At 67.3% G+C, this 19,971-nt stretch carries 14 protein-coding genes; 10 read left to right on the forward strand and 4 right to left on the reverse strand.

The genetic code is table 11. The features are described from left to right. Positions 1-67: 67 nt before the first annotated feature. The 5 genes from ABD231_RS26760 (at position 68) to ABD231_RS26780 (ending at position 4,901) form a co-directional block, all read left to right on the forward strand. A complete protein-coding gene (locus ABD231_RS26760) occupies positions 68-799 on the forward strand; it encodes an SAF domain-containing protein (protein ID WP_344157685.1) in 732 nt (243 codons plus the stop codon). Continuing rightward, positions 799-2,082, forward strand: coding sequence for a CpaE/TadZ family protein (locus ABD231_RS26765; RefSeq protein ID WP_344157688.1), 1,284 nt, complete (start codon positions 799-801; stop codon positions 2,080-2,082). The genes ABD231_RS26760 and ABD231_RS26765 overlap by 1 nt, the downstream gene beginning before the upstream one ends. 105 nt (positions 2,083-2,187) lie before the next feature. Continuing rightward, positions 2,188-2,976, forward strand: coding sequence for a DUF4097 family beta strand repeat-containing protein (locus tag ABD231_RS26770; RefSeq protein ID WP_344157691.1), 789 nt, complete (start codon positions 2,188-2,190; stop codon positions 2,974-2,976). 57 nt (positions 2,977-3,033) lie between these two features. After that, the gene (locus ABD231_RS26775; protein WP_344157694.1) at positions 3,034-3,693 is read left to right on the forward strand and encodes an HAD family hydrolase; all 660 of its coding nucleotides are present in this window, start codon (positions 3,034-3,036) and stop codon (positions 3,691-3,693) included. Beyond that, on the forward strand, positions 3,690-4,901 hold the full coding sequence (locus ABD231_RS26780) for a glycosyltransferase 87 family protein (protein WP_344157696.1): 1,212 nt from the start codon (positions 3,690-3,692) through the stop codon (positions 4,899-4,901). Before ABD231_RS26775 ends, ABD231_RS26780 begins: the two co-directional genes overlap by 4 nt. Here ABD231_RS26780 and ABD231_RS26785 read toward each other — a convergent pair. Beyond that, positions 4,898-6,214, reverse strand: coding sequence for a hypothetical protein (locus ABD231_RS26785; RefSeq protein WP_344157699.1), 1,317 nt, complete (start codon positions 6,212-6,214; stop codon positions 4,898-4,900). The genes ABD231_RS26780 and ABD231_RS26785 overlap by 4 nt on opposite strands. Further along, entirely contained in the window at positions 6,211-6,696 is a 486-nt protein-coding gene (locus tag ABD231_RS26790; protein ID WP_344157702.1) for a cupredoxin domain-containing protein, read from the reverse strand. The genes ABD231_RS26785 and ABD231_RS26790 overlap by 4 nt, the downstream gene beginning before the upstream one ends. Before the next feature lie 191 nt (positions 6,697-6,887). Here ABD231_RS26790 and ABD231_RS26795 point away from each other — a divergent pair, with 191 nt between their 5' ends. The 4 genes from ABD231_RS26795 (at position 6,888) to ABD231_RS26810 (ending at position 10,600) form a co-directional block, all read left to right on the forward strand. Continuing rightward, positions 6,888-8,351: a WS/DGAT/MGAT family O-acyltransferase gene (locus ABD231_RS26795; protein ID WP_344157705.1), complete on the forward strand. Its 1,464-nt coding sequence runs from the start codon at positions 6,888-6,890 to the stop codon at positions 8,349-8,351. After that, positions 8,348-8,866: a DUF6912 family protein gene (locus ABD231_RS26800; RefSeq protein ID WP_344157707.1), complete on the forward strand. Its 519-nt coding sequence runs from the start codon at positions 8,348-8,350 to the stop codon at positions 8,864-8,866. The genes ABD231_RS26795 and ABD231_RS26800 overlap by 4 nt, the downstream gene beginning before the upstream one ends. A 7-nt stretch (positions 8,867-8,873) precedes the next feature. Next, positions 8,874-9,812 carry a non-homologous end joining protein Ku gene (gene ku, locus ABD231_RS26805; protein WP_344157709.1) on the forward strand — a complete coding sequence of 313 codons (939 nt, stop codon included), beginning with the start codon at positions 8,874-8,876 and terminating at the stop codon, positions 9,810-9,812. Between the two features lie 335 nt (positions 9,813-10,147). Then, entirely contained in the window at positions 10,148-10,600 is a 453-nt protein-coding gene (locus tag ABD231_RS26810) for a VOC family protein (RefSeq protein WP_344157712.1), read from the forward strand. On the opposite strand, the gene ABD231_RS26815 is transcribed toward ABD231_RS26810, so the two are convergent. Continuing rightward, positions 10,597-11,724, reverse strand: a complete 1,128-nt coding sequence (locus ABD231_RS26815; RefSeq protein ID WP_344157715.1) for a hypothetical protein — start codon at positions 11,722-11,724, stop codon at positions 10,597-10,599. The genes ABD231_RS26810 and ABD231_RS26815 overlap by 4 nt on opposite strands. Before the next feature lie 64 nt (positions 11,725-11,788). After that, positions 11,789-14,326, reverse strand: coding sequence for a YfhO family protein (locus ABD231_RS26820; RefSeq protein WP_344157718.1), 2,538 nt, complete (start codon positions 14,324-14,326; stop codon positions 11,789-11,791). A gap of 320 nt (positions 14,327-14,646) precedes the next feature. Between ABD231_RS26820 and ABD231_RS26825 the strand changes: the two genes are divergently transcribed. Continuing rightward, positions 14,647-19,962, forward strand: a complete 5,316-nt coding sequence (locus ABD231_RS26825) for a LamG-like jellyroll fold domain-containing protein (protein WP_344157721.1) — start codon at positions 14,647-14,649, stop codon at positions 19,960-19,962. Positions 19,963-19,971 lie beyond the last annotated feature (9 nt).

Below are 19,971 nucleotides of genomic sequence, written 5' to 3' on the forward strand. Positions count from 1 at the left end.
TTGCTTCAGTTTGCCATGGTTCGCCCGAGGGTGATCACGTTTGTCCCCAGGCTGTGACAGCCTGTGGATGACTGCGCACGCCGAGTCGGTGAACACGGCAGAATGCACGGCAGAAGCGATCGACGACTGGGGAGCCGACGTGGTGGACACAGCAGTGCGGAGTGGGTTCGGGGCGCCGTCGGTCCCGGCGCAGCGCACCCGGCGGGCGCGCTGGAAGGACGGTCGCCTGGTACTGGGCGTCCTGCTCGTGGCCATCACCGCACTGGTCGGTGCGAAGCTCTTGTCGTCCGCCGACGACACCACCACCATCTGGGCGGCCAAACGCGACCTGCCCGCGGGCACCAAGCTCACCGGCGAGGACCTCACCACCGTCCGCGTCCGCTTCACCAGCGGTCAGGACGCGGAGCAGTACGTCGCTGCTGACGCGGAGCTGAAGGGCCTGGTCGTGGCGCGCGCGATCGATGCCGGTGAGTTCGTTCCGCGCGACGCCGCCGTACCGCAGGCCGACAGCGACCGCACCGAACTGCCCCTGTCAGTGGCGACCGGCAGACTCCCTTCGGACACCGCCAACGGCGACAAGGTCGACATCTGGGTGGTTCCGAAGGACGAGGGCCAGGCGGCCAAGCTGCTCTGGAGCAACGTCCGTGTCCTGCAGATCGACTCGGTCAAGGGCGTCGCAGGCGGTTCCGCACGCAGACAGGTGCTCGTCGCGCTCACCCCCAAGGACCTCCCGAAGCTCCCGGCCGCGCTGACCGCGATGAGTCAAGGTGAGCCGACTCTGATCCGGCGGGCGGCCTGATGGCGATTCCGGTCCTGCTCGCGGTGACCGGCGCGCCGTGGGAGGCAGACGTCGTACGCCGGACCGAGCGCGCACCGGGGATCCGCATCGTCCGGCGCTGTGTCGACATCGCGGATGTGATGGCGGCCGCGGCGAGTGGTCAGGCCCGGGCGGTTCTGGTCGCCGATGACCTCGCCAGACTGACCTCCGATGCGGTGGCCGCGCTGCACGCCCGAGGCATCGCCGTACTGGCTCTGGTCGATCCGAGCGAAACCGGCGAGGCGTTCGGTCCCGAGGACCGGCTCGGCCGGATGGGGATCGAGCGGATCCTGCCGGCCGATGTCAGCCCGGAGGACCTGGGTCGCGCGATCAGTGACGCGGTCGACGCCGGCCCGCCGATCGCGATGTCGCACTTCGCCGGCGGATTCGTGCCGACCGGTGGACCGCCCGAGCACAGGACGACCCAAACGGAGTACGCGCCAGGCACCGGTCGCATCTTCGCGATCTGGGGCCCCACTGGCGCACCCGGCCGGACGACGGTCGCGGTGGGCCTGGCCTCCGAGCTCGCAGCCAAAGGCCTGCCCACGCTGCTCGCAGACTGCGATGTGTACGGCGGCACTGTCGCGCAGCAGCTCGGCATGCTCGACGAGACCTCCGGCCTGGCCGCCGCGGCCCGCTCCGCTTCGAGTGGAACGCTCGACATGATGACGCTCGCCAAACACGCCCGCCAGGTCGAGCGCCACCTGATGGTGCTGACCGGCCTGAGTCGGGCCGACCGCTGGACGGAGCTGCGACCGGCCGCGGTCGAGTCGATCTGGTCGTCCGCCCGGCTGCTGTCGCCGTGCACGATCGTCGATCTCGGGTTCTGTATCGAGACCGACGAGGAGATCTCGTTCGACTCGCTCGCCCCGCGGCGCAATGGCGCGACGGTCGCGACGCTCGAGGAGGCCGACGAGGTGATCGTGGTCGGGTCGGCGGACCCGGTCGGCCTGACCCGGCTGATCCGCGCGATCCACGAGGTGCGCGGGTTGGTCCCCTCGGTCAACCTCCGCGTCGTGGTGAACCGGGTCCGCTCCGGTTCCCTCGGCAGCTCACCGGCCGACGCCATCGCCGACGCCCTCGGCCAGTACGCCGGTCTCCAGGCGGCCGCCCTGCTTCCGTACGACCTGGGCGCGGTCGACGCGGCGATGGCGCACGGCCGCAGCCTCGCCGAGGCCGCGAAGTCCAGCAAGCTCCGGAAGTCGTTGCTGCAGCTCGCCACCTCGATCGACCAAACCTTCGATCGGCAGCCGGTCCTCCGGTAGCCCAGAGTTCGGTGGCCAGGGGTCGGCCCAGGGGGATATGGGGGTTAACCCCACCGACAGCGGCCCGGCGATGTGTCAGGCTGCTGGGGGAGAGGGAGGAGTCTGATGTCCGACGGGCAGCGGCGGCCGGCGAGCACGATGAGCGCCGAGCGTAGGTACGGGATCGCGATCTCGGTCGCGCTCATCCTGGGTGGGATCTACTGGGCGCTGACCGGTCTGACCGAGGGCACCCGGAGCGGCCAGAGCACCTACAAGCTGGACGACAAGGCGCTGGTGGTCGAGGGCGGTTCGACGAGTGTCGAGATCCGGCCGGGGGATGGCACCGAGCTGAAGGTGGATCGGCAGTTCGAGCGCAACGCCCTCGGATCCGACCCGACCGACACCTTCAAGGACGGCAAGCTCCAGCTCAAGGACACCAACTGCGGATTCCTCTCCTTCGGCTGCAAGACGACGTATGTGCTGACTGTGCCGCGTGACGTCAAGCTCACGGTGAAGAACAACAGCGGCCCGATCAAGGTCTCCGGGATGACCGCCGACACCGAGCTGAAGACCAGCTCGGGCGACATCGAGGTGCACGACCTCGGCGGTATCGTCCGGCTGGAGTCCAGCTCCGGCAGCATCGACGGCGACGGGCTGAACGCGAGCTCGGTCACGACCAAGAGCAGCTCGGGCAGTGCGGAGCTCGCCTTCGCCGCCGCGCCGGCCTCGGTGGACGCGAAGTCCAGCTCCGGTGATGTGAAGATCACGGTCCCGTCGGGGCCGGAGGCCTACCTCATCGAGACCGACACTTCGTCAGGCGACTACAGCCCGGAGCTCCGGCAGGACCCGTCCGCCACCCGCACGATCCACGTGAAGACCTCCTCCGGCGACATCGACCTGGAGTACAGCCACTGACAGTGACGACCAGGACCACGTCGGTGACGCGATCTAGTCCTGAGTAGTCTTGCCGCCATGGCAGAGGTCGACGCGGTACCCCGTGGGTTGCTGGTGGACTGGGGTGGCGTGTTGACCTCGGGGCTGGATCCCGCGTTGCGGCGCTGGGCCGAGCTGGACGGGTTCGACTTCGATTCGTACGTCGAGGCCGTGATGGCGTGGCTGCCGGCCGAGACCGCCGAGACGGCCGAGCTCAACCCGGTCCACGCCCTCGAGCGCGGACAGATCGCCGTACCGGATTTCGAGCGCAAACTCGCCACCATCCTGATCCGGCCGGACGGCAGCCAGGTGCCGGCGGAGGGCCTGATCGAGCGGATGTTCGCGCATTTCGAGCACCAGCCGGCGATGAACGCACTGGTCCGCCGGGCCAAGGCGCTCGGCATCCGCACCGCCCTGCTGTCGAACTCCTGGGGCAACACCTACCCGCGTGACACCTGGGACGGGATGTTCGACGACATCGTGATCTCCGGTGAGGTCGGGCTGCGCAAACCCGAACCGGAGATCTTCCTGCTCGCGGCCGACCGGGTGAACCTTCCACCCGCGGCATGCGTCTTTGTTGACGACCTGCAAGTGAACGTCGACGGCGCCCGAGCCGTCGGTATGACCGGCATCCTGCACACCTCGTACGACGAGACCCGGCGCGAGCTGGAGTCCCTGTTCGGAGCAGACCTGACGTGAGCGTGACCTCCACCACCACCCCCGCATCCCAGCCGCTCGACCGGCGCCGGACCTTGCTCTGGATCGTCGCCGCGGCGGTCCTAGTCGCGCTCGGCGCGTGGATCGGCAGCATGTACGGCGGCATGATCGACCTGCGCGTGTACCGGCTCGGTGGGGACGCCCTGCTGCACGGCCCGGCCCTGTACGACGCCAAGCTGCCGGGGGTCGGGCTTCCGTTCACATACCCGCCGTTCGCGGCGATCGCGATGGTCCCGCTGGCGCTCGCGCCTTGGGGCGTGGCCCTGGTCCTGTGGACGACCGCCTCGGTGCTGTGCATCACCGCGCTCTGGCGCACCAGCCTGACGAAGACCTTCTGGTCGTTCGTCACCCAGCGCAAGCGCACCGCGGTGCTGATCGCGTTGACCATCCTGTCGCTGGCGCTCGAGCCGGTCTGGGAGACCATCTCGTTCGGCCAGATCAATCTGTTGCTGACCGCAATGATCCTGGTCGACCTGGTCCGGCCGAACGACGCCCGCCTGCGCGGGTTCTGGCTCGGTGTCGCGATCGGCGTCAAGCTCACCCCGCTGCCGTTCCTCGCGCTGCTCCTCGTGACCAAGCAGTGGAAGGCCTTGCGGAACGCGGTGTTCGGCCTGCTCGCCACGATCGCGATCGGTTTCGCCTTCGCCCCGCGGCAGTCGTGGCGCTACTGGACCGAGGTCGTCTTCGACGCGAACCGTGTCGGTGGGATCGCGTTCACCGGCAACCAGTCGATCAACGGTTTCCTGCACCGCCTCGGCAACACCGCGAGCTGGGTGCAGCCGACCTGGTTCGTTGCCTCGGTCATCGTTGGTCTCGCGGTCCTTTGGCTGGCCCGCAAGTACTGGCTGGCCGATGAGCGCGTCACCGCGATCGCCGTGATGGCGCTGGCCGTCCTCTACGCCTCACCGATCTCGTGGAGCCACCACTGGGTCTGGATCATCCCGCTGGGCATCAGCGTGATCCGCGGCGTCAACCGCGTCTGGGGCCTCAACCCCGCCGTCGTCGCCGGCGTCCTCTGGTACGGCCTGTTCGTACTGCGCTCGATCTGGTGGGTCCCGTACCGCGACGACCGCGAGCTGGCCTGGACCTTCTGGCAGTCGATCCCGGGCAACTCGCACCTGATCCTCGGCCTGATCGCGTTCATCGTGCTCGCGATCACGAGCCGAGGTCTCACTCGCGCCAGCGACTAGCTGGAGAAGAGCAGGAGCAGGCCGCCGGCGGTGTAGCCGACCATGACGATCAGCAGGGGGAGCTGACCGGCCAGAGCCTTGTGGCGGGGGAAGAGGGCGACCGCACGGTCATGCGCGGAGATGACACCGAGCAGGTGACCGCCGACCACGGCCAGCACCTGGATGACCGAGATTGCCGTGCTGTGGTTGGTGATTCCGGTGTTCACCGCGAGCAGTCCGGTGCCGAACACGTTGGCGCCGTTGCTCAGTGGATCACTCAGGTAGATGAGGGTCCGCTGCCCTTCCAGGATGAACAGCGTCAGGTAGTGCGCGATCACGTAGCCCAGGGCAATCGGTACGACGGAATGCGCGAACAGCCCGGGCAACGTCGTACGGGAGCTGTCCGACAACCGCCCGGCGACCAGGGTGGCGGCGGAATACGTGATCAGGACGAAGAGCATGAACACGACCAGGGCCGCCGTACCGAGCCAGGTCATCGAGATGTCCTGGTTCTGCGCCCAGCCGACCCACGCCGACGAGTTCGAGAAGCCGTCGTACGCGGTCGAACCCAGGAGCGCGGCGACCATGCCCACGAGACCCGGTTGGGCCTTCAGGCCGTCCAGGTTCTCGAGTGGCCGCCGTACCACCAAAGAGCCGTCGGTACGGCGGCCCCACGGGGACAGGCGGGACATGAGCGTCGCGTAGACCTCGAACGGGTCGCCGGTCTCGAACCACCGGTCGCCGAACAGGACCGCGCCGAAGAAGGTGATCACCACGTAGAGCGCGATCCACGCCTGCAGTACTGGGATGGTGGCTCGGTCGGGTGCGACGAGCTCCAGCCAGGTGAACGCGAAGATGCCGAGCGCGGCCGGCCACAGACCCAGTCGCGGCGACAGCGTCAGGATGCCCTTCGACGGCGGTTGCCGCAGCAACTTGCAGAGCAGCAGATGCAGCGTGCGGAGCGGGTTCAGCGTCCGCCAGACCGGGCCGAGCAGGATCGAGATCGGCACCAGGCCGACCCAGAGCAGGATGTAGATGAAACCGAAGATCGGGTTCGTCAGGCGGTCCACACCGAACAGCAGCGCGACCATCGCGTACAGGAAGATCGCCAGCCCGACCAGCCGGACGATCCAGCGGAACCAGCCCGCGTCGACCGTCCGGGTGATTGCACTAGGCAACGGCCTCCCGGACCTGTTGCCTTGATACTTCGGCGACCGCCAGGCCAGCCCCAGTACGACGAACGAGACTGCGACCGCAACCGCCGCGCCGCCCACGGCCAAGCCGAAGGGGATCGGCAGGTCCTGACGACCGCCGATCCCGTGCAGCGGGATCACGAGACGACGAGCTTCGCTACCAGCTTGCCGCTCTTGTGGGTCTCGACCTCGAAGGTGCCCTTCATGTCCGCGGTGAACTTCACCTGCGCAGGCTTGCCCGGGGTGAGCTCGAGCTCCTTGTCGTACCCGTGGATGTGCAGTTCCTCGTCGGCGTCGCTGACCGCGGTCACCAGCACGGACTGACCGGCCTTCACCTTGACGGTCGCGCCGCTCGGGTTGACCTTGCCGTTGGCAACGGTGATCGCCAGCGTCACGTCGGCCTGGTCACCGGACGGGTCCGTGGTGTTCGAGGGAGTTTCGCTGTTCGGCTTGCCCGGCGTCGGCGTGTTCGTCGGTACGTCGGTCGGTGCCGTCGTCGGCGCGGTCGTCGGGGTGCTGGGGGAGCCGCCACTGCTGGAGTCGCTGCCACAGCCGGCCAGGACGAACACGGCCAGAGCGGGCAGGAGTGCGGTGGCGGTGCCGCGAGCGATCGTCGAACGCATGGGTCGAGGGGCCTTTCAAAGGGTCTGTTCGCTTCTCAGGGTGCGGGATGCACCCTCTTGCCTGACGAACACCGAAGACTCAGTGTTCCCGTATGGCCAGTGTCGCAGCCCACTGTCCGTGGAGGCGGCTAGGGTGACGGAAAGCTATCCGCCAGAGAGACTGTGCCGCCGGAAGGGAAAGGTGATGTCCAATGCCCGACCGCCTGTCATCGCTGGATCTCACCTTCCTCAAGGCCGAGTCACCGGCCACCCCGATGCATGTCGGCACCGTCGACATCTTCGAGCCGCCGGTGCATGGTGACGACGAGTTCGACTACGAGAGCCTGGTCGCGCTGATCCGGGACCGGATCGCGTTCGTACCGCGGTACCGGCAGCGGGTGCAGCAGGTGCCCGGCCGGTTCGCCGGGCCGGTCTGGGTGGACGACGAAGAGTTCGACATCACCTTCCACGTACGGCGCTCTGCGCTGCCGCGACCGGGGACGCACGCCCAGTTGCTCGAGTTGGTCGCCCGGATCATGTCCAGGCGGCTGGACCGGGCTCGGCCGCTGTGGGAGATGTATCTGGTCGAGGGTCTGCAGGGTGACCGGTTCGCGATCATCGCCAAGTCGCACCAGGCGCTTGTCGACGGCAACAGCACGGTCGACATCGGTCAGGTCGTGCTCGACGCGACTGCCGAGCCGAAGGAGACGCCGACCGACACCTGGCAGCCCGAGCACCCGCCGTCCGCCTTGGAACTGCTGGCCGGCGTCTTCGCGGACGCGACCCGGCACCCGACCGCAGCGCTGGAGTTGGCGCGGGCCGAGATGGCCAGCTTGACCGGGTCGACCTCGGTTCGCGAGGTCCTCGGCGGCGTGGTCGGTTCACTGGCCGCGCAGCGGCATGCCCAGGAGAGCTCGCTGCACGTGAAGACGTCCGGCCAGCGCCGCTTCACCACGGTCGAAACCAATCTCGAGGACTACAGGACCGTCCGCGCGATGCACGGCGGCACGGTCAACGACGTGGTCCTCGCGGTCGTCGCAGGCGCCGTACGGGCCTGGATGATGACGCGCGGCGAGGGCGTCGGCCCGACTCGCAGCGTGCGCGCCGTCGTACCGGTCAGCATTCGTGACGACGATGACGAGGAGCCGACCTCGCTCGGCTCCCGGGTGATCGCCTCCGCGGTGACGCTCCCGGTGGGGGAGAACTCCCCGGTCATGCGGCTGCACCAGATCTCGTACCAGACCAAGGTGCACAAGGACACCGGTCGCGCGGTCAGCGCCCGCTCGCTGGTCGGCATCGCCGGGTTCGCGCCGACCACTCTGCACGCCCTCGCAGCGCGGGTCGCGACCGCCACGGTCCGCCCGATCGACGACGTGGTGATCACGAACGTGCCCGGACCCCAGTTCCCGCTCTACGCTCAGGGCGCTCCGATGCTGGCGTCGTACCCGGTCGTGCCGTTGATGCCCGGACAAGGCCTGTCCGTCGGCGTCACGTCGTACGACGGCAAGGTGTTCTACGGGCTGAACGCGGACCGCACCGCGATGCCCGATCTGGCCGTTTTCGCCCAATGTGTGACCGATGCGCTGGACGAGCTGGTCGACACCACCAAGGGCAGCCGCAACCGGGCTTCCCGGGGGCGGAAGAAGCCCCGCACGACGAAAAAGGCGGGAACATGAGGGTCTACATTCCATCCACGCTGCGGCTGCTCGACGACGCCTGCCACGCGGGCGAGTTCGGGCCGCAGCCGCTCACGGTGTACGCCGTGACCCCGGCCCTGCGGGAGTGGTACGCCGAGGGCGACGACGAAGAGCTCGAGTACGCCGCGATGGCGCAGGCCGCCCGAGCCTCGGTCGGCCTCCTCGCCGAGGACCCCGGTACGCCGCGCCGTCGGGTGGTTGTTTCCGCGGAAGTGAGCGCCGTACCGCCGGCCGACGGTGCCGCCGAGCTGGGTGACGCCCGCCTGCAGCTGAGCGTGGTGATCCCGTGGCGCGCTGTGGCCGCAGCCCATCTGGACTCCGCCGACGCTGCCGCAACAGTCGGGAAAGCCGCAGAATTGTGGTCGGCGGCGCAGAACGGTGATGACGACGCCCTCTTTGCCCTCGACTCGTGCGAGGGTGAAGATCTGATGTGGTACGCGACCCAGGAGATCCCCGATCTGCTGGCCGCGGACGGACCCCGCGGCCGACTTTAGGGAGCTGATGACCATGCAGGCCATCTGGAAAGGCGCCATCTCGTTCGGGATGGTGACGATCCCGATCAAGGTGTTCTCGGCGACCGAGGAGAAGGACATCTCCTTCCGTCAGGTGCACGTCGCCGACGGCGGCCGGATCCGGTACAAGCGGATCTGCTCGATCGACGGCGAAGAAGTGCCGTACTCCGACATCGGCAAGGGCTACGAGATGCCGGACGGCCGGATGATCGTGCTCGAACCCGACGACTTCGCCGACCTCCCGCTGACCAGCAAGAAGGTCATCGACGTCCTCGAGTTCGTCCCCGCCGACCAGGTCGACCCGCTCTACCTGGGCAAGTCCTACTACCTCCAGGCCGACGGCGGCCCCGGCGCCAAGCCCTACGTGCTGCTCCGCGACGCCCTCGAAGGCTCGGAGCTCTACGCCCTGGTCAAGGTCGCCCTGCGCTCCCGCGAGAGCCTCGGCCTGCTCCGTACCGTCGACAACATCCTGATCCTCCAGGTCATGCTCTGGCCCGACGAGATCCGCGACGCCTCCTTCGCCGCCCCGCCCGAGGACGTCGAGATCCGCACCCAGGAGAAGGCGATGGCCTCGTCGTACATCGACACCCTCCGCGGCGAGTTCGACCCGGAGCAGTACCACGACGAATACCGCCACGCCCTCGAACAGGTCGTCGAAGCCAAGGCCGCCGGCGTCCCCCTCCCCGAGTCCGACGAGGAAGAGACCGAAGGCGCCGAGGTAGTAGACCTGGTAGCCGCCCTCCGAGCCTCGGTCGAAGCCGCCAAGGCCCGCCGAGCCGGCGCCACCGAAGCCCCCGCCAAGAAGGCCGCCGCCAAGTCCCCGGCCAAAAAGGCATCTCCAGCCAAGAAGACCGCCGCCAAAAAGACGGCAGCCAAGAAGAGTGCTGCTAAGACGGCAGCAAAGAAAGCCACCAAGAAGTCGGCCTGACCAACCGCGCTGTCCGGCGGCCCGCAGGCCGCCGGATCGCCACATGCCGGCGGAAGGTTTGCTGGGTGCTGCAGATTCGCCGCGGCGCCGCCAAGGCGGCAACCCCCGGACATCGCGGCCTGATTCCTCCCCAAACCGCTTTGGGGAGGAACAACGACGGAATCGGGGGGTGGATCCGCCCCGAACCGGTTTGGGGAGGTGCTGTGTCCGGCGATGTTTGGCGTGGGGCGGGCAACGGGCGGTGGGGACTCAACAGGCTCGTGTTTTGGGATTAGAGTCCCTCGTGTTTTGGGATTCCACGCGGTGCCGCCTGGGCTCAAGTGAAAGGCATGGTCATGACCGAACGAACCGAAGTACCCAAGGACCTCTCCGAGATCCCGGTAGACCCGGCCCACCCCCTGGTGGTGCCCGGGGCATTCTTGCTCGAACTGATCCCGATGCCCGTAGCCGACATAGACCGCGCCAAAGCCTTCTACGGCGACCAACTCGGCTGGATCTGCGACGTCGACATCAACCCGTCCGACGGCGTACGGATCGCGCAATTCACCCCACCAGGCTCCTACTGCTCCATCCTCCTCTCCACCGGCCTACCCCAGGTGGACATGCCAGTCGGCTCCCAACGAGGCCTCCACCTGGTCGTCAAAGACCTCGAAGCCGCCCGCCGGCAACTGGTGGACAGCGGCGTAGAAGTCAGCGAGATCGAAGACCTAGGCGGCGTCTTCTACGCCCACTTCGCCGACCCAGACGGCAACACCTGGGCCCTCCAACACATGCCCTGGCGCGCCTAGGGCGACAGCTTCCAAATGAAGGCCAGGTAGCCCGCGAAGGTCACCGAGGTGGCAGCGAGGAACGTCAGGATCAGCGCTGCCTTGGAGATTTGCGTTCGCGCCAAGGCGCGGGCTGCCGGGAGCAGGAGAAGGAACGCCGGGAGGATGAGGCGGGCCTTGGCGTTGTAGTAGTTCGAGGCGCCGATCGCCGAGATCAAGATCAGCGCGCTGTAGAGGATCAGAGGCCAGGGGAGACGGTCGACCACGTTCAGGGCCAGCAACAGGATCGCTGCGACCAGGACGAACGTGACCACCGTGAAGTCGAGCGCTGACGCGGTGCTGAGGGTCTTCTTGGCGACCCGGAACGCGGAGCTCCCGAAGTCGAATGACGAGCGCCAGATGGTCTTCTGGATGTGGAACCAGCCGTCGATGCGCCCAGTCTGGTTGCCGACCCACAGGATGTAGCCCAACCACCCCAGCGGCGCCAACAATCCGCCAACCCACGGTCGCCAGCCGTCCTGCCGTCGTACGACTGCAATGAGCGCCACCAGTCCGACCACGCCGACCAGTGCGATCGCAGAGGGCCGCGTCAGACCCGCTACCGCGGTCAGAACGCCCGCAGTCACCCAGTTGCGCCGCAGCAACGCCAGCAACGCAAACGCGCTCAGCGCAGTGAACAGCGACTCGGTGTAAGCCATCGACTGGACTAACGCATGCGGTACGACACCCCACAGCACTGCAAGCAAGATCCCGGTACGCCGGTCCGCCAGGTGGTTGCCGACGGCGAAGATCCCCCAGGCCGCAACCAGCGAGGCCACCGCACTGATCAGAATCGCGTTCTGTGCCGTCGACAGCGGCGACACCCACCCCAGCCCCCGAACGAGCATCGGATACAGCGGGAAGAGCGCCATCTCCTTCCCACCGGCAACCGCGTCGTACCCCTTGTCGGCGATCAACACATAGTGCGCGCCGTCGAAGTCGCCGAGCACCTTGCCGAGACTCTCCGGAGTGCTCCGGCTCCAGATGGCCAGTACGACGAACGTCAGCACGCGTGTCACGGCGTACAGAGCAACCGCCGGCCACGCGAGCCGCGCAGCAACAGCCCACGTCCGACCACTCGGCGCCGTCGCGGCGTGTGCGTGCATCTCCGGTTGCCCTCTCCTACCGCCGCGACCGCTCGCGGACGGCGGGAGCCTATCGGACCGTCTTCTAGTCGACCGGCGGCGGAGGCGTGGAACTGCGGCGCTCGCGAAGCATGAGGAGGGCTGCTATACCCAGGAGCGCCAACAGGGCGGCGGCTCCCATCAGCAGTCCAAGCCGGAGGCCGGCTGGCCGGTAGGCGCAAGTGACCTCGGTGTCCCGTGGGCCCACAGAGACAGCCATCAGGCCGCCCACCTGGGTAGGTTTGCGCGCCGTCTGGTCATCGACCTGGCACCGCCAGCCGGGGGTCGGCACGACTCCCATCACGACCCGCCCCGTGGTGCCCGGCGTCAGCTTGACGTCGATGCTGTGCCCACCGACGTGTACGGCGGCCGGTTGGCTCTGTCCGAGCCGGGCGATAGCCTTGTCGAGTTTGCCGCGGTCGAGACAGCCGATGGCTCCGACCGGCAACTGGGTCGAGACCGACGTTCGGAGCCGTAGGTCGAAGGCACCGTTCGCCTCGGCCGGGCCGGCCGACATCAGCGCACCGATATACGTCCCCAGGCGCTTACCCTGTGGCGGCAGGAGCGATGTCCATTGCCCATTCACCAAGGCTTCCCCGGCGAACCGGGGCCCGGACAGATAAAGCTGGGACCCGGGCGTGCAGCGCCCGGCGAGCCGGAACTCTGCCGGAGCCGGCGCTCCCGCAGGCAACGCGATCGTGAGCAGGCCGGGGCGCCGGTCGCTGATCGCCAGCCGGGAACCGACGGCAGGCGTGACAGTCAGCTTCGGGATCGCGTAGACGTCTGCGCCGAGCGCAGTCTCCTGCAATCCGAAGGCTCCGGGACTGGCCGATATCCAGGTCTTGCCCGGCCGGACCGTGACGAACGGCGACGCCGGGCTTCGCGTCAGGTGCAGCTCACCCTGGTCGTCGGCCCGAACGCGTGCGCCGACCGAGAAGGTCGCGTCGATCACCGGGTTGACCGGATCGACGACAGCTCGTCCGAACGCCGAGACGCCGAAGCCGAGGTTGATCAGCTCGTCCGACAGTTCGTCCGGGATCGTCGAGCTGTAGTACTCCGGCCCCTGGCCACCGATCAGCATCGGATCGTTCACGGTGCTGAACGCACCTGGAGACACCCGCTGCCGGGGCCAGTCCTGCGCCGACAGGACCAGCGCGCGGGCCTGCGCCTGTTTCGGCCCCCAGGGCTGGGCGGCGGTGTACCGCTCCCCCCGCGCCTGGTCGACCGCATACGTGGAGGCAGCCACCTCGGCCAGCACTGCCACCACGAGGACTGCCGCGGCCACCCGGCTGACCAGGTCTGACGGCCGCCGGCACCAGGCAGCCCAGACCAGCGCGGTCACGACCACCATCACCGGGACCACCACGTGCGTGACCGCAGTCGTCGACGACGCGCCGAACGCGGCGCCGTACAGAGCGCTGACGAGGACCACCGGTACGGCGACTGCCAGCACGTTCCGCACTCCCGCGGCCAGCGACAGCCACCCGGTGATCACACACATCCCGGCGACGATGAACGCTTGCCGGAACGGGTTGCCGTTCGGCGCGTCGAAGCCGTGCCAGATCTCGTGGGTGATCCGGAGCTGCATGCTGCCCAGCGTCAGCAGCACGGCAACCGACCAGACGATTCGCTCCCGCCGTACGATCCGTTGGTTGAAGGGGAAGCTCAACGCGGCGAGCAGCAGAACGGTTCCGATCGCGAGGCCTGGCGTCTGCCCGACGCCCTCGGACGCCGGCAGCAGCCGGCCCAGAAACGACAGCCAACCGATCGGGTGGAAGGTCTCGTCGGGACTCGGTCGGGCATACCCCACCGATTTGAACGTCGGCACCAGCAGTGGAGCGGACAGTGCGATGCCGATCACGACCACCACCAGGCAGCGCACGGCACCGGTGAACCGGTTCCACCACGAGCCGCCATCGGGGTCGGACAGCACCCGCGCGATCAGGACGAGTCCCGCACCGAGCGTGGCCATGTAGACGGTGTAGAAGTGCGAGTACCAGAACAGCGCGATCACGAACGGCGCCACCAGCATCGGTACGGCGGTTCGCTTCTGCCTGACCCACTCGCAGAGCAGACAGATCAGCGGAAACGCGATCAGCCCGTACAGCCAGCCGGTCATGTAGCCGCCGTCGTCCAGCGCCCAGCCACAGGTCGCGTACGAGACACCCGCGAGCGCTGCGAGCCAGCCCGGCGCGTCGGGGCGCAGCTTCCGCAGGTACGCCGTCATCGCGGCGGCCGCGGCTGCGATCGCCGCGAGCATGATCACGTACAGCGCGAGGTCGATCTTGTCCCGCGGAAACAGCAGCACGATCCAGGACAACGCGGCCCCGTTGTACGCCATGAAGTCGCCGATATACGGAACGCCGTACCCACTGGACCAGTTGAAGAAGAAGTCGCCCGGCACGCCCCCGGTGATCAGGTCACGCAAGTAGGCGTGCATCGGGATGAACTGCTGACGCAGGTCGAGAATGTTGCGCCCGTGCGACCCGAACGGATAAGTCCCGCGCAGCACACCGCCAAGGACCACCGCAGCCGCCGCGGCCACTGCCGCACCCAGCAGCGTCACCCGCCCACGAACTGCCACCCCTTCACCGGCCCTCTGGTCGTCCTGCCGTTCGACGGTACCGGAGAACCACAGCCGATGTTGCGAGTTCTGGCGCGATTGCCAGTACAGGAATGTCTCAATGCCCCTTCAGGCACAGGGAGTCGATAGCACCCCGTAACAGTTGCCTTACGCAACATAGACGTTCGGTGAGCTCCCTGGAGTGCCCGACGCTGCCCGTTGCAGCTTCGTGCAACTTTGTGGATTTCGGGGATCACCGGATGTTAGGGTCCCCGCGGCGCTGGCGGAGTCGGGGGACTCCAGAGTCTGTATTGGTCATCCACGCCCAGGGGGATCCGCCCATGCCTATGTCCAGGTTGTCCTTCCGTGCCCGCAAGCGGCGTCTCCGGGTTGCGCAGGCGCTGGCAATCGGTATCGCACTCGCGGTGCCGCTGGCCGGAATCGGTCCGGCCGCGCCGGTGACGGTTGCGGCGGCGGCTGTGCCGCCCGTTCCGCCGGCTGCCATGTCGGGCAAGGGCGAGGCGTCGGCTCCGAAGCAGCAGTTGGGGTCGGGGAAGCTGCCGGCCGCGGTGCCGGGCGGGAACAAGGTGAAGCCGCCGTCGCTGCGGTCAAGATTCCCGGTGGGTGAGACGAAGCCGGAGGACGCCGCAAGCGAGCAGCCGGCCCCGAAGCCCGCCAAGGCGCTGCCGTCGGAGCAGGCACCGGTCAAGGGATTCGACGCGAAGACCAGCCGCGAGGTCCCCGGCAAGCGTGATCGGTTCACGCAGACCTTCACGAACGCCGACAGCACCGAGACGACCGTGACGTCCGTGGCACCGCTGAACTTCCAGAAGGCGGACGGATCCTGGGCGCAGATCAATGCGAACCTGCAGCCGGCGGACCCGGGCGGCTGGGAGACGATCTCCACCGAGGTGTATTCGTGGATGGCGCCGCAGGCCGACGCCGACCCGGTAGCGCGGATCGACCTGGGCGACGGGCGCAGCATCGGCTGGGGCGTCTCTGGCGCGTCCGCCGTTGCAGGGCAGATGTCGGGCAGCACGGTGATTTATCCCGGATTCCTGCCGAACGCAGACCTGGAGCTGGTGTCGCAACCCCGCGGGATCAAAGAGACGGTGATCCTGAATTCGCCGGCTGCCGCGCGGTCGTACACGTTCCCGCTGAGCCTCAGCAACCTGACCGCTGCGCTCCAAGACCGCGAGATCGTGTTGAAGGACATCGACGGGATCGAGCGTGCCCGCATCCCTGCGGGCACGATGGAGGATTCCAACACGACCCAGGTGCGCGCTACCTCGAACGCCGTGACGTATGAGCTGCTCACGGTCAACGGCCGGCAGACGCTGAAGGTGACAGCGGACGACGCGTGGTTGGACGACCCGGCCCGGGTATATCCGGTGCGGATCGACCCGACGGTGATCCCCACCGACCGCGCGACGGCGGGGCGAGCTGTGAGTGCGGGACTGAATGGCTCGATCAGCGGCGCGAGCGACTTGCAGATCGGGTGCCGTCCGCCTGCGGGTGGAGCGAACTGCTCGTCCACCTCGGGATGGAACGCGTACACCACGTTGCTGGACTTCCCGATCCTCGAGCGAGCGCCGTTCATGTACGACACGATCGTTGCCGCGCAACTCGAGGTGTACAACTACAAGGCTGACACCTGCGCGGCACGCGACCTCGATGTCTACGGCGTCACGCAGAACTGGCGGGAGACGCCGCTGGAGCAGATCAAGTACCCGGGACCGGCGACGGGCCGCTCGATTCTCGCCGCCAAGGGATTCTCCCGCGGCTACGTGGGAAGTAACGCGACGACGGCCTGTGCCCCGCGGTATGACGCGCTCCCGTTCAATGCTGCAGGACTTTCCTGGCTGCAGGGGATCGTCGACGACCGGATCTCGAACTACGGGTTCGCGCTGTTCGCCCGGCAGCGGGCGGACAAGTATTCCTGGAAGACGCTGGTCGGTACCGGAGGTGCCAACCCGCCGAAGCTTGCGATCACGCACTCGCCGTACCACGCGGCGTACGCCTTCCGGGCGCAGAAGCCGGCCGACTACGTCACGCAGGACAAGGACGGCAAGTTCCCGATGACGATCACCAACCTTGGTGGTCGCACGTGGATCCCGAGCGACGACTACATGAGCTACCGGGTCTTCAAGAACGGTCAGGCCGTGAGCGTGAACCAGTTGCAGACTCCGGTCACGACGAGCGTTCCGCACGGCGGCAAGATCAATCTCGATGTCAATGTCGGCCGGCTCGCCGGCACTCCGGCTGGTGTCGACTATCAGATCGAGTTCTCGATGGTGCATCGAGACACGACCGTACGGCGCTGGTACACCGACTGGGGTGTTCGTCCGGCCGCGCGACTCATCACGGTGCAGAACGTCCCGCCGGTGGTCGACGTCGGGAAGGTCTGGCCGCTGAACGGGGCGCAGGCGTACACGCTGACGCCGCCGCTGTGGGCGGGCGGTATCGATCCGGATCAGCCGGAGTCGACGCTGAAGTACAAGTTCTCGGTGTGTGAGGTCGTCGGCACCAACACCCAGGTCGGCTGCTTCGACAGTGGCGCGTACAGCACGATGAAGGGCTGGGCCGTCCCGGCGGGCAAGCTCGGCTGGAACCGTGAGTACCAGTGGAAGGTCTCGGTGCAGGACAACGACGGTGCCGTCACGACCGGACCGGCAGTCACGTTGTTCACCGATGTCCCGCAGCCGTCGATCACGTCGCACATCGCCAACAACGACGGGAAGTCGCAGGACAAGCCGTACGACCCGGCGGTCGGCAACTACACCGCGTCCGCGCTGGACATCGTCGTACCGGTGGCCGGTCCGGAGCTGAACGTGGCCCGGACCTACAACAGCCTGGACCCGCGGCGTGATGGAGCATTCGGTGCAGGTTGGTCGAGCCGCTACGACATGCGGCTGGTGACCGAAGACAACGACAACGTGCTCGTCACCTATCCCGACGGTCGGCAGGTCCGATTCGGCAAGAACGCCGACGGCACCTTCGCTGCACCACGTGGCACGAAAACCGTCCTGACTGCGACGTCGGCGACCGGTCCCTGGACGTTGCAGATCGCGGCTGGGATGAAGTACGAGTTCGCTGCCGGGACCGGCCGCCTGAGCAAGATCTACAAGACGCTCGGCAAGCCGCTGACGCTGAGCTATCGCGCCAACGGCACGCTGGAGACGGCGGCTAGCCAGGACGGCGCCGGGCGGAAGCTGACCTTCACCTGGACCAGCGACAACAAGCACGTCGCATCGGTGAGCACGCAGCCGGTGGGTGGTACGCCGCTGACCTGGACTTACGAGTACACCGGCGACGTGCTGACGAAGTCGTGCAATGCCGAGCAGAAGTGCACGACGTACGGATCGCAGCAGGGGTCGCATTACCGGAGCGCTGTCCTGGACACCAAGCCGGATGGCTACTTCCGGCTTGCCGATGATGGTGCCGGCGACAACGACGCGACGAACGAGATCGATGTCACCGGCACCGGCGACTTCGGTACCTATGCGGGCGTGCAGTTCAGCCAGGACAGCCCGCTGGCAGGGGTTGGCGACGCGGACAAGTCCGTGAAGTTCAACGGTACGGCGAGCGTTGGGCTGCCGAACGGGCTTGCCACTCGCAGCCGTGACGAGACCATCGAGATGTGGTTCAAGACCCCGGGTGGTACGACGGGACAACCGCTCCTCGGATACCAGGTCGGCAAGCTCGGTACGTCGACGACCGGTGGCATGCCGGTCCTGTACGTCGGAAGCGACGGCAAGCTACGTGGTCAGTTCTGGCACGGATCGGCCGTACCGATGACCTCGACCGTCACGGTCAACGACAACCAGTGGCACCACGTCGTACTGAGTGCGATGGGGAGCAAGCAGAACCTGTACCTGGATGGCGTGGCTCAGCAGACGCTGACGCAGAGCATCGTCGACCACTCCCGGATGCCGGTGAACCAGGTCGGTGCGGCGGTGGCTGCGGCGCCGGGTTCCTGGCCGGGCTACGGCACTCAGGCGGCGACGAAGTTCAACGGTCAGATCGACGAGGTCGCGATCTACTCGCACCCGTTGACGTTCAAGGAGATCCAGACTCACTACCAGCAGGGTCGCAACGCCGCGGACCAGCTGACGTCGATCACGTCGGCCGGTGGGCGCACCACCGCGGAGGTCGAGTACAACCCGGCGAAGGATCGGGTGAAGAAGTACATCGACCAGAACGGTGGCGACTGGACGATCGATGACCCCGAGGTCATCGCCAACGACAAGGACATGCGCCGGCTTGTCGAGGTCACCGGGCCCGGCCGGACGTCGTACATGTATGAGTACGACGCCCTGGGTGGCTGGTTGCTGCGGACCGGACGGCCGCTGGGCGAGACCACGCGTCAACCGTGGGATGCCGAGAGCACACCCAGCTGGGGAGACGGCAAGGGCTACGGAATTCGCAGCTACACCCATGACAAGACGGGTCAGTTGACGAAGGTCACCAGCGAGTCCGGTGGCGAGGTCTCGATGACGTACGACGCGCGCGGCAACGTCGCGTCGACGAAGACCTGCCGCGGCCTCGCTGGGACGGACTGCCGAACGGAGTACAGCGCCTATCACTCGCTCGCGTCATGGCCGCCACTCGATCCACGCTGGGACAAGCTGTACCAGTTCCGCGACGGACGCTCGGCGAGCGCGACCGACACCACCTACGTGCGCGAACAGATCCTCACGGTCAACGGTGATGTGGCGCTCGAGAAGAGGCCGGACGGTGGCCAGACGGAGTACACCTACACCAGCGGGACGGAGGTCGGACCTGACGGCAAGACGATGCCGCCGGGGCTGCTGAAGCTGGTGCGCGTCAAGGTGAACAGCACCGTGAACTCCGACACCCAGTACGCCTACGACAGCAACGGCCAATTGGCCAAGCTGACGGCACCGTCGGGTCTCGTCACGAACTACACCTATGACGAGATCGGGCGGAAGAAGACCGAGACGCAGGTGTCGGACACGTATCCGGCCGGCGTCACCTCGACGTACACGTACGACAAGATGTCGCGGATCACCTCGGTGACCGGTCCGGTGACCACGGATGCGGTGACAGGGGAGCAGCACCAGCAGAAGGCCGAGCTGGAGTACGACGACGACGGCAACGTGCTGAAGACGACCGCCCGTGACCTGAAGACGGCGGACGAGCCGCGGGTCTCCACCATGGAGTACGACGACCGGAACCGGATCTCGCGGGCGATCGACGCCAATGGCAACGAGTCTCAGCAGGGGTACGACGCAGCGGGCAACCGGACGTGGTCGGAAGATGCCAACGGCAACCGGTTCGAGTACAAGTTCACTGATCTGAACATGCCGACCGAGGTCTGGGACATGAACCAGCCGGTCGACCCGAACAACCCGCCGACCGACGAGCCGCGGGAGGGCGTCGACTACAAGGTCCGTTCCAAGACGCAGTACGACACCGCCGGCCGGAAGGTCGCCGAGGTCGACGCAATGGGGCGCGTGGTTGCGTACTCCTACAACGCGGACGACTCGCTACAGAAGCGGAAGCTGCTCGGGTTCCACGACCCGGAACGGGTCGACGCGGGACGTCGTACTCGAGGACAACACCTACGACGCCGCCGGAAACCGGATCAAGTCCATCACCGACAACGGCAAGTCGACCACGACCTACACGATTGACAAGGTCGG

This window comes from Kribbella yunnanensis (assembly GCF_039529655.1).
Lineage (GTDB): Bacteria > Actinomycetota > Actinomycetes > Propionibacteriales > Kribbellaceae > Kribbella > Kribbella yunnanensis.